The sequence below is a fragment of the Pseudomonas sp. H1_F01 genome (assembly GCF_054681425.1).
This window is the reverse complement of the sequence record NZ_CP162823.1, coordinates 3,460,748-3,474,271: the sequence shown is the minus strand read 5'-3', so window position 1 is coordinate 3,474,271 and position 13,524 is coordinate 3,460,748. Positions and strand designations below refer to the sequence as shown.

13 protein-coding genes are annotated in these 13,524 nt (G+C 61.0%); 11 read left to right on the top strand and 2 right to left on the bottom strand.

The window, feature by feature from the left end; all coding sequences use genetic code 11:
- Positions 1-3 precede the first annotated feature (3 nt).
- Genes AB4O09_RS15890 through AB4O09_RS15875 form a run of 4 tightly spaced genes read left to right on the top strand, consistent with a single transcriptional unit; the run spans position 4 to position 4,862 of the window.
- Positions 4-1,287 (top strand): ATP-grasp domain-containing protein, encoded by a 1,284-nt coding sequence (locus tag AB4O09_RS15890; RefSeq protein ID WP_003201863.1) that lies wholly within the window; start codon positions 4-6, stop codon positions 1,285-1,287.
- 46 nt (positions 1,288-1,333) lie between these two features.
- Entirely contained in the window at positions 1,334-2,281 is a 948-nt protein-coding gene (locus tag AB4O09_RS15885; protein ID WP_003201866.1) for an EamA family transporter, read from the top strand.
- 23 nt (positions 2,282-2,304) lie between these two features.
- Positions 2,305-3,546: an acetylornithine deacetylase gene (argE, locus tag AB4O09_RS15880; RefSeq protein ID WP_177327718.1), complete on the top strand. Its 1,242-nt coding sequence runs from the start codon at positions 2,305-2,307 to the stop codon at positions 3,544-3,546.
- Positions 3,543-4,862, top strand: coding sequence for an MFS transporter (locus AB4O09_RS15875; protein ID WP_003201870.1), 1,320 nt, complete (start codon positions 3,543-3,545; stop codon positions 4,860-4,862). Before argE ends, AB4O09_RS15875 begins: the two co-directional genes overlap by 4 nt.
- Before the next feature lie 20 nt (positions 4,863-4,882).
- Here AB4O09_RS15875 and AB4O09_RS15870 read toward each other — a convergent pair whose 3' ends face one another.
- Positions 4,883-6,091, bottom strand: a complete 1,209-nt coding sequence (locus AB4O09_RS15870) for an MFS transporter (RefSeq protein WP_013693363.1) — start codon at positions 6,089-6,091, stop codon at positions 4,883-4,885.
- 152 nt (positions 6,092-6,243) lie between these two features.
- On the opposite strand from AB4O09_RS15870, the gene AB4O09_RS15865 reads away from it, so the two are divergent.
- Positions 6,244-7,125: a LysR family transcriptional regulator gene (locus AB4O09_RS15865; protein ID WP_003201875.1), complete on the top strand. Its 882-nt coding sequence runs from the start codon at positions 6,244-6,246 to the stop codon at positions 7,123-7,125.
- A gap of 1 nt (position 7,126) precedes the next feature.
- Here the strand turns inward: AB4O09_RS15865 and AB4O09_RS15860 are convergent, their stop codons facing one another.
- Positions 7,127-7,993 carry a LysR family transcriptional regulator gene (locus AB4O09_RS15860; RefSeq protein WP_003201877.1) on the bottom strand — a complete coding sequence of 289 codons (867 nt, stop codon included), beginning with the start codon at positions 7,991-7,993 and terminating at the stop codon, positions 7,127-7,129.
- 102 nt (positions 7,994-8,095) lie between these two features.
- On the opposite strand from AB4O09_RS15860, the gene AB4O09_RS15855 reads away from it, so the two are divergent.
- The 6 genes from AB4O09_RS15855 (at position 8,096) to benB (ending at position 13,519) form a co-directional block, all read left to right on the top strand.
- Positions 8,096-9,217, top strand: coding sequence for a muconate cycloisomerase family protein (locus tag AB4O09_RS15855; RefSeq protein WP_003201879.1), 1,122 nt, complete (start codon positions 8,096-8,098; stop codon positions 9,215-9,217).
- Positions 9,218-9,246: 29 nt separating this feature from the next.
- Entirely contained in the window at positions 9,247-9,537 is a 291-nt protein-coding gene (gene catC, locus AB4O09_RS15850) for a muconolactone Delta-isomerase (protein WP_013693367.1), read from the top strand.
- Positions 9,538-9,598: 61 nt separating this feature from the next.
- Positions 9,599-10,504: a catechol 1,2-dioxygenase gene (gene catA, locus AB4O09_RS15845; RefSeq protein WP_028236872.1), complete on the top strand. Its 906-nt coding sequence runs from the start codon at positions 9,599-9,601 to the stop codon at positions 10,502-10,504.
- A 101-nt stretch (positions 10,505-10,605) separates the two neighbouring features.
- Positions 10,606-11,574, top strand: a complete 969-nt coding sequence (locus AB4O09_RS15840) for an AraC family transcriptional regulator (RefSeq protein ID WP_027913072.1) — start codon at positions 10,606-10,608, stop codon at positions 11,572-11,574.
- Between the two features lie 83 nt (positions 11,575-11,657).
- Positions 11,658-13,034: a Rieske 2Fe-2S domain-containing protein gene (locus tag AB4O09_RS15835; RefSeq protein ID WP_027913073.1), complete on the top strand. Its 1,377-nt coding sequence runs from the start codon at positions 11,658-11,660 to the stop codon at positions 13,032-13,034.
- A complete protein-coding gene (benB, locus tag AB4O09_RS15830) occupies positions 13,031-13,519 on the top strand; it encodes a benzoate 1,2-dioxygenase small subunit (RefSeq protein WP_003201887.1) in 489 nt (162 codons plus the stop codon). Before AB4O09_RS15835 ends, benB begins: the two co-directional genes overlap by 4 nt.
- Positions 13,520-13,524: the final 5 nt, after the last annotated feature.

Sequence of the window (13,524 nt, the reverse complement as noted above, 5' to 3'; positions counted from 1 at the left end):
ACCATGATCCAGACCATCGTTTTCCTGACGCCCCATTACCTTAACTTTGCCTCCGAGAAGGCGCTGCAGACGCTGGGTCGAGATTGCCGGACAGTGTTGATCGCCTATCACGCCGACGTCCTGCCGCCTACGCTTGAGCGCAATGTCTCGCAGATCGTGCGTGTCGATGCGGACCTGCAGCGCAACATCCGCCCGTTGCTGGATCATGACCAATGTCGCAGCGTCATCAGCGATGAGCTGCGAGCCGTGCAAGGCAAAACTTCCTCATTGCGTATTTTCTGCCAGGAAGAGTGCCACGTTGAACTGGCGGCTCAGTTGCGCGAGGAGTTCGGATTAGAAGGCGACACACAGGCGATCGTGGCGAACTTTCGCGACAAGGTGCTGATGAAACACGCCGTCAGCAAGAAGGGGATACGCATTCCCGAGTTTGTGCCACTGGATCACGTACGGCTATCGGCTGAGCCTCAGGCTTACTACGCTGATCTGACGGCGCGATTGGGCTTGCCCCTGGTCCTGAAGCCGGTGAACGCAGCGGGCAGTTTCGAGGTGTCGATCATTCGCAACGAGGCCGAATTCATCAAGGCCCGCGAACAAGTGTTGGCCTCGCCGTATCATTTTGATTATGAGGTGGACGAGTTCATTGACGGCGACATGTTCCAATGCGACTCGTTTGTGGTCGACGGTCAAATCCGCTACTGCGGTGTGCTGGAACTGGGCTGCACCAACTTCGACTTTGTCCAGGGCAAGCCCTTGAGCGTGATTCCCGTGGCCGACCCCACGCTCAAGGCGACCCTGGAGGCATTCAATCGGGACGTGATTGCGGCCCTGAACTTTCGCAACGGTTCGACGCACCACGAGGTCTTCGTGGACCGCAAGCGCGGTTATCCGGTGTTCCTGGAAATTGCTGCACGCGTACCTGGCGGCATCGGGGTGCCGTACCACGAGAAAAACAGCGACATCAACCTGATCGACGCCAATCTCTACCTCGTAGCCGGCGCCGCAGCACTCGATGACATCAAGCCCAACGAGAAGAACAACGTTGTGTCCGCCTTGTTGCCCTTGCGCAAAGGCCGGATCAGCCAGCTCAACGAACCGCCCATTTCCAGTACCTACGACATCGACTGGCGGGTCGCCCCCGGAATGGTGGTGGACTCCCGGTCCCTGGCCGATACCGCGGGCATCCTGACTTTGTACAACGCAGACCCAAAGGTACTTCGCGCCGACTTCGAAGCCTTGCAGGACTACGTACCGACCCAGGTGGAAGTGCTGGAGCCGGGAACCGCTTGATTGATCCAGCGGGCGGCAGGCAACAGGTTTTTCTCAAGGAGCAGGCATGAAGACAGGAATACTCGGTGCCGTCAGCATGGCGGTCTACTGCATCTCGACGGCGCTCTCGGCCGTCTGGGTCATGGTGGCGTTCACCCGCATCAGTGGGGCGGCGTTGACATTCATTACCTTCCTGATGGCCTGGGCGGTATTTTTCCTGGTGCATACCTTGCGGGGTCATGACCCGTTTCGTCTGCTGCGCGAGGAGTGGCGAGGCGTTCTGCTGCTCAATGTGCTGACGTTGTTCAGTTGGTGGTTGATGTTCATGGCATTGCAGCGCATTGAGGCGTCGGTGGAGTCAGCGATCTATCAGGGCTGGATGCCGCTGGTGGTGGTGGTCTGTGAAATGCTGGTGGCGCGTTCCTCGGTCAGTCGTTCCCGCTGGCTGGGCGCGCTGCTGATCCTGTTGTCGCTGATGGCGTTGGTCCTTATGCGTCTCGCGCTTGGAGTCACGGCCCAGGTAAGCCTGGTCAACTTGCATGAGGGCATTGCCCTGGCGACTGTCGCCGGGATCACTGGTGGGATCTATGTGTTCTGCTCGGCTCGACTGAACCGCGATAGCAAGTACAGCGCCATGGATATCCTGTGCGTCAGGTTCTTCCTGCTATTGATCGTCACAGGGTGGGTCGGCCGGGAAAATTTGCACCAGTTGCTCACGCTGGATACCGCCATGCTCGGCCAGTTGATCAAGCTGGCGTTTGTCAGCGTGCTGATTCCGGTGTTTACCCTGCAATTTGCCATTCAGCACCTGGGAGGCGGGCGGGTGTCCATTCTCACGCCTTGCGTACCGGTCATCGCCTTGGCCGCCGAGTTCGTGCTCTCCACCTGGCATAGCCCTTGGGTTCCCGTCCTGGTTACGGTGGTGTGTGTGGCGGTGTTGTTGTCCAACGTCTGGTTTTCGCGAGACAGGCGCGTTGTTCGTTCAGGGCCCATGCCTGTTGCCCTTCAAAAATAGACTTCTGTTTGCTGGAGCATCCCATGACTCTTTCCTTGGCCTTTGCGCAGGGGGCGGCAGACGCGTGCTCAAATGACGGCCGCAGCGTGCTGGCACGCACGTTGGAAATCGCACGAACCTTGATCGGTTTTCCTTCGGTCAGCGACCGCTCCAATCTGGACCTCATCGAATGGGTGAGCGGTTACCTGCACGGCTTCGGGGTACAGGCCCGGATTCTGCCGGACGCCTCCGGGCGCAAGGCGAACCTGTTTGCCAGTCTCGGACCGCCGCGCCCCGGGGGCATCATCCTGTCCGGACATACTGACGTGGTGCCGGTAGCGGGCCAGGCCTGGGCGCAGGATCCGTTCAGCGCTCACCTGGATCAGGATCGGCTCTACGGTCGTGGCAGTTCGGACATGAAGGGGTTCATCGCCGTGGTGCTGGCAATGGTTCCCGAGCTGATGGCGTCTGCACGACAAAGCTTTCACCTGGCCTTGTCCTATGACGAAGAAGTGGGGGCGATGGGGGCGAAACATCTGGCCCCATTCATCTCCCAGGCACAGCTGGAACCCGCCGGTTGCATTGTCGGCGAGCCGACTTCAATGGCGTTGGTGATCGGCCACAAGGGGCGTCACGAAATCAATTGCTGCGTCCATGGCAAGGTGGCGCACTCATCGTTGCCGAGCGAGGGGGTCAACGCCATCGACTATGCCGCGCGGGTACAGATGCAGCTTCAGCAAGTGGCCAGGCGGCTTTCACAAGGGCCACTGGATAGCGGGTTTGATGTCCCGTATACCACCGTCCAGGTCTGCCGGGTCAATGGCGGTGTCGCTGGCAATGTCATTCCTGGTCAATGCAGCTTTGACTTTGAGATTCGCTACCTGCCCGGCTGCGATGCCGAGCAACTGCTGGTGCAGATCAAGGACGACGCCAGGCAGGCCATGCACAGTGAGATGGATGATCGCGCCGCGGCGGCGTCCATCGAGTTTTCCCACACGCTGCACACCCCGGGGTTGGATGAGAAGGGCAACCAGGCGTTCGCGCAGTGGGTCCGCGAGGCTAGCTCAATGGCCCATGGCCGACAGCGCGTGGCGTACAGCACCGAGGCCGGGCTGTTTCAGGCCGCAGGGATCCCCACGATCGTCTGCGGCCCAGGGAGCATCAAGCAAGCGCACAAGGTGAACGAGTATGTGGACCTGGCTCAGCTTGAGGCCTGTGAACAGTTCCTGCGCCGCCTGGCACGTTGTGAGCCATTGCCTCCATTTCCCGCTGGGGGTGCGCAATGAGCGCCACAGCCCAGGATAGCCAGGGGCGCAAACGCAGAAAACTGGTGCTCGCGGTGAGCGTGGGCGCCGCCCTGGAATGGTTCGACTTCACCCTGTTTGCGATCTTCGCCTTGCAGATCGCCGCGGCGTTCTTTCCGGCATCCGATCCATTGATGTCGTTGCTCGCGTCCTACCTGGCACTCGCCGTTGGCTTCGTGGCCCGGCCGTTGGGCGCGCTGCTGATGGGGCGCTATGCCGATCGCCAGGGGCGCAAGGCCGCGTTGACGCTGTCGATCATGCTGATGGGCGCCGGAACCCTGATCATTGCCGTATGCCCGACCTACGAGACCATCGGTTGGTGGGCACCGCTGAGCATTGTCGTCGCGCGCATATTGCAGGGGGTTGCAGCAGGAGGAGAGATCGGTGGTGCGCTGGCCTATCTTGTCGAGACAGCACCTGCGGACCGCCGCGCGTTATTTGCGTCCAGCCAACAGGTGGCGCAAGCCGGATCATTCCTGCTATGCGGTTTAAGTGCGAGTCTGTTGTCGAGCGCGCTGACGCCCGCCCAGTTGGATGAGTGGGGTTGGCGCGTGCCCTATGTCTTCGGACTGCTGGTCGTGGTGGCGGGCTTGAAAATTCGTCGCAGTCTCGAGGAAAGCGAGCCGCTGCGCCGCTTTCTCGATAATCAAGATAAGCACGCGCTGGCCGGGAAGGGGCCTAACCTTCGCCCCTATCTGCCCAACCTCGTGAGGGGGGTGCTGATCGTCGTTCTCTGGACGGTCGCGACACAATTGATCAACTTCATGCCGACCTATGCATCGATGGTGCTTGAACTCCCGCGCAACAAGGCCTACCTGGGGTTGGTGCTGGTCGGCCTCATCACGCTGCTGTGTCCGTTAACGGCACTGCTGTCGGACCGCATCGGGCGCTACACCGTGATGCTCATCGGTGCCGTGGGGGTCGCGCTCTGTGCCTACCCAGGGTTCGTATGGCTGAACAACAGTCCCAGTCTCCAGACGCTGATCAGCTTCCAATGTGGGCTGGCAGTGCTGATGGTGCTTTACACCGGGCCGGCTGCAGCAGCCCTGGCAGAGCTGTTTCCGGTGCAGGTCAGGGCCCTGGGTGTCTCGCTGGCCTACGCCTTATCGGTGACCCTCTTCGGCAGTGCCACGCCTGCGCTGATTACCCTGATCTACCGACAGAGCGGCGATGCCCTGGCGGCGGCCCACTGGCTGTTTGCGGCGGCCTGCCTGAGTGCGATACCGCTGGCCTGGGTAAGCCTGTCGAAATACCGGGCAAGCGCCACCCCGGCGTTGGCCGCCGAGCATGAGACTTGAGCGAAGATGACTCACGATCCTCATTGAATGCTCTGGGTAAACCCGCACTGCCTGGCAGACCACACCACCGCCAATGTCAGCAACAGGAGAATGACCAGGACCGGCGCAAACGCAACGACACCGAGGTGATCGAGCAGGACGCCCCCCACGATCCCACCCCCGGCAATGGCGACGTTCCAGGCCGTGACCAACATCGACTGGGCGAGATCCGCTGCCTCTCCGGCCGTCTTGGCGATCGCCGTCTGGAACAACGTCCCGGCCCCTCCAAAGGCGATTCCCCAGGCCGCTACCGCGATGTAGATCGCGGCAGGGCTGTCGCTCATGGCACCTAGCGTCAGTGCCGAGATGGCGAACAGCGCCGTGCTCGCAAGGGTCAATGCCCGTAGATGGCGATCGATCAGCACGCCGACGACCCAGATGCCCAGCAACGATGCGACCCCGAAGACCAGCAGAACCAGGTCGGTCCGCTCGCCCAGGCCCGCCGTCATCAGGAACGGCGCGATATAGGTAAAGAGAATGTTGTGCGCCAGGACAAAGGCCAACACCACGAACAACACCGAGCGAACGCCCGGCAGGGTGAAGACCTGACCCAGGGCAAGGCGTTTGCCGGTGGTTTGCCCGGGAAAGTCAGGCACCTTGAGTCGTACCCAGACCATCAAGGCGACGGCGAACAAGCTCATGATGGCGAAGCTCATCCGCCAACCGATCAAATTGCCGAGCAAGGTGCCGGCCGGTACGCCCAGGGATAACGCCAGGGGTGCACCAACCATGGCTATCGCAATCGCCCGACCTTTCTGGCTCTCGGGCACCATGCGGGCGGCATAACCGGCCAACAAGGCCCAGAGCAGCCCGGCCGATACGCCACCCAGCAAGCGGGCAACGATCGTCAAGCCATAGTGGGATGAAAGCGTCGTGACTGTATTGGCCACGGCAAAACCGGCAATGGCCAACAGCAAGAGCGGCCGGCGCCGCATGCCTTGGGTCGCGGCCGTCAAGGGAATGGCCGCCAGCAAGGAACCTATCGCGTAGACCGTGACCAACTGGCCGGCGAGGGCTTCGGAAATTGCCAGCCCTTCGCTGATCTGTGAGAGAAGGCCGGCGGGCAAGGCTTCGGTGAGAATGGTCACGAACGCCGCCAGCGCGAGGGCAAACAGTGACCCGATGGGGAGCGGCGCAGCGTCTTGAACGACCTCGGCCTCGGCGTCGATATGGGTATTGGCAATCGTCATGTGTCACCTGCTTGGAACGCTTCTGGCCCGCCGGATAGCGGCGTCAGTCGCAGATTGATAAGTGCCGACTACGGTAAGGGCCCCTTCTTTGCGAGACAAGAATGCTAGAGTGCGCAACACATCGGAAAAAATGTCCGTAATGGGAGCCTGGCGTGGAGTCACTGAGCGGGATTGATTTTTTTGTTCGCGCGGCCGAAACCCGCAGCTTTTCAGAGGCGGGCAGGGCGCTTGGCATTTCGTCTTCGGCGGTGGGCAAAAGCGTCGCCCGGCTCGAGGAACGGCTGGGTGTGCGGCTGTTTCATCGCAGCACGCGCAGTATCACGCTGACGGCGGAAGGGACGCTTTTCCTCGAGCGTTGCCGGCGTATTCTCTGCGAAGTCGAAGCGGCCGAACTGGAGTTGTCGGAAACCCGCAAAGCGCCGCGGGGCAAACTGCGGGTGAGTTTGCCACTGGTTGCAGACCTGGTCATGCCGACGCTGATGGCCTTCATGCGCCGCTACCCCAGTATCGAACTGGACCTGGATTTCTCCGACAGGCTGGTGGACATCATTGAGGAAGGTTTCGATGCCGTCATTCGGACTGGAGAACCGAACGACTCCCGGCTGATGTCCCGCCCGCTGGGCGCGTTCAAGCTCGTCGTGGTCGGTTCGCCCCGGTACCTCGCCGAACACGGCACGCCGCAGGTGCCGACGGATCTGCTGCGCCATGCCTGCCTGTTATACAAGTTTCCCAGCACTGGCAGGATGCAGGTCTGGCCGATAAACGGGGAAGGGCAGCCGGATCTCAACTTGCCGGCGACCCTGGTCTGCAACACCACCGAGGCGTTGCTGTACGTCGTGCGCGATGCATTGGGGATTGCCTGCGTGCCGGACTTCACTGTGCGCGATGCCATCGCCAGCGGTGAACTGGTCACCGTCCTCGACGACTTCAATCGGCATCAGAGCACCTTCCGCATGCTCTGGCCTTCAAGCAAGCACCTGGCGCCGAAACTGCGGGTGTTCATTGATTTCATGAGCAGTGAATTGTTCAAGTGACTCATCGCTTGGCGAGCAGCTCAAGGCACTGTTGCAACACTGGCGATACGTCCCCGGCGCGGTAGCTCACGACGATGGGTGAAGTGGCGCTGCTGTCCAGCAGCGGGGTGTAGCCAATGTCATCGCGGTGCAGTCGTTGCACCGAGGCGGGTACCAGGGTGATACCGATGCCTGCTGCAACGAGGCCGATGGCGGTCTGCAGCTCGTTCACCGTTTGCACCACCCGGATCCGCAAGCCCTGTGCGGCGAAGATGCCCAAGACGTGGTCGGCATAGCTCGGGCGCGGGGTGCCCGGGTAGAGGACAAAAGGTTCTGCTGCCAGTTGCTCCAGGGTGGCCGGTCCCGACAGCAGCGGATGACCTGCCGGCAGGGCTGCGACCAACGGGTCCTGGCGCAGGATTTCCTGGGTGATGGTGGGATCATCGAACAGCATCCGGCCAAAACCGATGTCGATGCGGCCACTTTTCAGCGCTTCGAGCTGCTGCAAGGTGATGAGTTCCGAGAGCCCCAATTCCACATCGCCGAGGCTGCGCAACTGACGGATCAACTCAGGCAAGGCGCCGTATAGCGTGGAAGGGGCAAAGCCAATACCCAGCCAGCGTTTCTGACCTGCAGCGACGCGACGCGTGTCGTCGCCAATGCGCACGAGCTGTTCCAGCAATTGGCTGGAGTGCTCATGAAAGAACCGACCCGCTTCGGTCAACCTCAGCGGCCTGGAACGTTCAAGCAGCGCCACCCCCAGTTCATCCTCCAGTTGCTGGATCTGGCGACTCAGCGGTGGCTGGGCAATGTTCAACTGCTCAGCGGCACGAGTGAAATTCAGGGTTTGCGCCAGCACCCGGAAGTAACGCAAATGACGAAGCTCCACGATACCCCCAAGGTATAAAGCGAGACTTATTCAATATTGGACGGTGCGCTTGCTCAGCGTCAATCTTTGCCCAAGAACAAACACAACGCCGACGGAAAGATTATGACTGCTGTCACCATCGAACGCTTCGATACCCAAATTGTTGACCTACCCACGATCAGGCCACACAAATTGGCCATGCATACCATGCACGGCCAGACGCTGGTCATTCTGCGGATCCAGTCCAGTGACGGCATCATCGGCGTCGGCGAGGCCACGACCATCGGTGGCTTGGCGTACGCCGGGGAAAGCCCGGAAAGCATCAAGGTGAACCTCGACAAATGGTTCGCACCGCTGTTGATCGGGCAAGACGCGAGCAATCTCAACGCGGCCATGCAACGGGTCGACCGGAGCATTCGTGGCAACACGTTTGCGCGCTCAGCGGTGGAAACCGCGCTGCTCGACGCCCAAGGCAAGCGCCTGGGACTGCCGGTGGCGGAATTGCTCGGCGGGCGTCTACGCGACGGTGTGGAAGTGGCGTGGACGCTGGCCAGCGGCGACACCGGCCGAGACATCGAAGAGGCCGAACACATGCTCGATATACGTCGCCATCGGCACTTCAAACTGAAGATCGGTGCCGCAGAACCGGCTCGCGACATCGCCCATGTCGCGGCGATCAAGCGTGCCCTGGGTGACCGCGCCAGTGTGCGCGTCGACATCAACCAGGCATGGAGCGAAGCGCTGGCCATACGGGCCTGTCGACTGTTGGCCGATGCTGGCGTCGAGCTGATCGAACAACCCTTGTCCCGGCACGACCGGCCGGGCATGGCCCGCCTCAGTGCCCACAGCCCGATCCCGCTGATGGCCGATGAGGCGATCGAGTCGGTCCAGGACAGCTTTGCCCTTGCGCAGATGGGCGCCGCTTCGATTTTCGCCCTGAAAATCGCCAAGACCGGTGGCCCCCGGGCGGTGTTGCGTACTGCTGCGATTGCCGAAGCCGCCGGTATCGGCCTGTACGGCGGTACGATGCTCGAAGGCAGCGTCGGCACGCTGGCGGCCGCTCATGCCTTCGCCACGCTGGACAAGCTGGAATGGCATACCGAGCTGTTCGGACCGCTGCTGTTGACCGAAGATATCCTGGTGGAACCGCCTGTCTATCGGGACTTTCAGCTCATGATCCCGCGCACGCCCGGTTTGGGCATCGAGCTGGATGAACAACGGCTTGCGCGTTTTGCGCGCCGCTGACCTGCCTTAGCCAAGAGGATACCCACGAGATGCTTTTCCACGTACGCATGACCGTCAGGCTCCCAGCCGATATGCCGGCTGAAACAGCCGCTCAGCTCAAGGCCGACGAGAAAGAACTTGCGCAGCGCCTGCAACACGAAGGCACCTGGCGTCATCTGTGGCGCCTGGCCGGGCTCTACGCCAACGTCAGTGTGTTTGATGTGCCGGATAACCAGGCGTTGCATGACACCTTGATGCAATTGCCGCTGTACCCCTACATGGAGATCGACGTGACACCGATGTGCCGACATCCATCTTCGATCCATGCCAACGACCGCTGAGTTCACCGATTCGCAGTACTGACATCGACAAGAACAAATAATACTGATGAGGGCAAAAGCCATGACCGTTCGTATCTCCCAAACCGCTGAAGTGCAGCAATTCCTCGAGAAAGCATCCGGTTTCGACCAGCCCACCGGGAGCCAGCGGATGAAGCAGGTGGTGCATCGTGCCTTGAACGACTCGATCAAGCTCATCGAGGACCTTCAGGTAACCCCCGAAGAGTTCTGGAAGGCTGTCAACTACCTGAACGACTTGGGCCGCCGCCAGGAGGCTGGCCTGGTCGTCGCGGGGCTGGGGCTCGAACATTACCTGGACATGCTGATGGACGCCGAAGATGAACAGGCCGGCCAGGTCGGCGGCACGCCACGGACCATCGAGGGCCCGCTGTATGTGGCCGGCGCGCCGCTGTCGGAGCACTTTGCCCGCCTCGATGACGGCCAGGACCCCGGCACGGTGTTGTTCATGACCGGCCAGGTACGCGACACCGATGGCGAGCCCCTGGTCAACGCGGTGGTCGATGTCTGGCACGCGAATACCGGCGGTACCTACTCATATTTCGACCCTTCGCAGTCCGAATTCAACTTGCGCCGGCGGATCCTGACGGACGCCGAAGGACGCTATCGTTTCCAGAGCATCGTGCCCTCGGGCTACGGCTGCCCGCCGGATGGTCCGACCCAGCAATTGCTTGACCAGCTGGGGCGTCATGGCCAGCGGCCTGCACACATTCATTTCTTCATTTCGGCGCCTGGACATCGTCACCTGACGACGCAAATCAACCTGGCAGGGGACCGATACCTGCACGATGATTTTGCTTATGCAACCCGCGACGAATTGATCGCCGAGATTCGCTTCAGCGACGATGCCAATGGCCAGCGGGCGGATATCGAGTTCGATTTTGTCCTTCAACCAACCGCTGCGCCCAAAGACGAAAGCCGTCCCGAGCGAGTGCGAGCGCTGGAGGTGTGATTCACCGTTACGCCTGACACCCAAGCCCCCGCAGCGATTGCTGACGGGGGCTTTGTGGCTTCAGCCTGGTCTTGAGCGAACAACAAAAAAGAGGCGCCAACATGACCGTGTTATTGAGTGAGCGCAGCCAGATTTTCGACCGTGCAGATGCCTATGCCGTGTCGGATTACGTTAACCAGCACGTGGGCAGTCACTGCATTCGCCTACCGCCGCGGGGCCGCCCCGAGGCGAGCATCAGCCATCGTACGTTCTCGAGCCTGGACTTGTGTCGTATCAGTTATGGCGCGCCGGTGCGGGTCACCTCGACGGCGCTGGAGACGATCTATCACCTGCAAATCCTGCTTCATGGGCATTGCCGATCCGCTGCCCGAGGCAAAGAGCAGGTTTTGCGGGCCGGTGAGATTCTGCTGATCAACCCGGATGACCCGGTCGACCTGACGTATTCGGCCGACTGCGAAAAATTCATCGTCAAAGTTCCCGTCAGGCTGTTGGAAAACGCCTGCCTGGAGCAGCACTGGACGCTTCCGCAGCAAGGGATCCGGTTCGTGCCCGAGCACCACGAGCTCAAAGAGATGAGTGGTTTTGTGCAACTGCTGGGGTTGATCTGCCATGAGGCCGAGAACGCGGCGCAAGGTGAGGTCCAGTGCCTGTACGAGCGGATAGTCGCCAACAAGTTGCTGGCGTTGCTGGCAAACAATGTATTGAGAGTCGCACCGCGACCTGAAGAGGGTGCGGGCTTCGACCGCGTGCGGCAGTTCATCGAGGAGCACCTGACCGAAGACATCAGTCTCGAACAGTTGATGGCGGTTGCCCGGGTCAGCGAGCGCTCGCTGTATACGCTGTTCGAGCGCCAGGTCGGCCTTTCGCCCAGGGACTACATGCGCCAACGCAAGCTGGAGCGGGTGCATGCCGAACTGCAAACCGCGACAGCGCGCAGCGTTACCGAAGTCGCGCTGGATCACGGTTTTCTGCATCTGGGCCGCTTCTCCGAGGTCTACCGCAAGCGCTTTGGCGAGCTGCCTTCGCAGACTTGGCGGCGCCAGCGTGAACGGGCCGCGCCAGGCGGATAGCGATTTGCAGTACGTGGATATTGACGCCGCAAGTGAACACGTAGGGTGAGGGGGCCTGATACAAGAACAACCGAGGGTACCCCATGATCAGCACGCTCGACAGACTCGCCCGTCAACTCAGCGAATCCGTTCAGGAAGATCCCACTACCGGGGTCTTCCGCTGCCGCCGCGACATCTTCACCGACGCCGAACTGTTCGCCCTGGAGATGAAGCATATTTTTGAAAGTGGTTGGGTCTACCTGGCGCATGAAAGCCAGGTGCCGGACATCAACGACTACTTCACCACCTACATTGGCCGTCAGCCCGTCGTTATCACCCGCGACAAACAAGGGTCGCTGCACGGCTTGGTCAATGCCTGCGCTCACCGTGGCGCCATGCTATGCCGACGCAAGCAGGGCAACAAAGGCTCATTCACGTGCCCGTTCCACGGCTGGACCTTCAGCAATGCCGGCAAGCTGCTTAAAGTCAAAGACGCCAAGACCGGCGCCTACCCAGACACTTTCGACTGCGACGGCTCCCACGACCTCAAGCGCCTGGGCCGTTTCGAGAATTATCGCGGTTTCTTGTTTGGCAGCCTCAGCGAAGCCGTCCCGGAATTGAGTGATTACCTGGGCGAAACCCGGGTCATCATCGACCAGATGGTCGACCAGGCGCCTGAAGGGCTGGAAGTGCTGCGCGGCAGTTCGTCCTACACCTACGACGGTAACTGGAAACTGCAGATCGAGAACGGTGCCGACGGCTATCACGTCAGCTCAGTGCACTGGAATTACTCGGCAACCATGGGCCGCCGCAATTATGAAGCCGAAGGCACCCGCACCGTGGATGCCAATGGCTGGTCGAAGAGCCTGGGCGGCGTCTATGCCTTCGAACATGGGCACATCCTGCTGTGGACCCGCCTGCTCAATCCCGAAGTGCGTCCGGTGCATGCGCACCGTGAGGCCCTCGCCGAGCGCCTGGGCCAGGAGCGTGCCGATTTCATCGTCGACCAGACCCGCAACCTCTGCCTGTACCCCAACGTTTACCTGATGGACCAGTTCTCCACGCAGATCCGCGTGGTACGGCCCCTCGCGGTCGACAAGACCGAAGTGACGATCTACTGCATGGCGCCCAAGGGTGAAAGTGCCCGGGAGCGCACGACCCGCATTCGCCAGTACGAGGATTTTTTCAACGTCAGTGGCATGGGTACGCCGGACGACCTGGAAGAGTTCCGTGCCTGCCAGACCGGTTATCAGGGGGCGACAAGTTTGTGGAATGACCTGAGCCGCGGCGCAAAGCAGTGGATCGAGGGGGCTGACGAAAATGCACGCGCCATGGGCATGAACCCGCAGCTCAGCGGGGTGAAAACCGAGGACGAGGGGTTGTTCGTCCGTCAGCACGCCCACTGGGCCGCCAGCCTGCAACGAGCGATTGAGTTGGAGCGACAAGGCCTGATTGCCACCGACAAGGAGGTGCGCTCGTGAGCATTTCCCGTGACAGCCTGCTGGCTTTTCTCTACCGCGAAGCACGCCTGCTGGATGATCGCCAGTGGGACGAGTGGCTGGAGTGCTACTCGCCCAAGGTCGAGTTCTGGATGCCGGCGTGGGATGACCACGACACGCTGACGCAGGACCCGCAGAGTGAGATTTCGCTGGTGTATTACCCCAGCCGCGACGGCCTGGAAGACCGAGTTTTCCGCATCAAGACCGAACGCTCCAGTGCCAGCACGCCGGAGCCGCGAACCGTGCATTTGATCACCAACCTCGAGGTACTGGCTGAAGACGCCGGGCACGTGGAGCTGCGTTTCAACTGGCAAACCCTCAGCCATCGCTACAAGACCACGGATACGTATTTCGGCACGTCTTTCTATCGCCTGGACATCAGCGCTGAACAGCCGCTGATCACGCGCAAGAAAGTGGTGCTGAAAAACGACTACATCCATCAGGTCATCGACATCTATCACATCTGAGGACA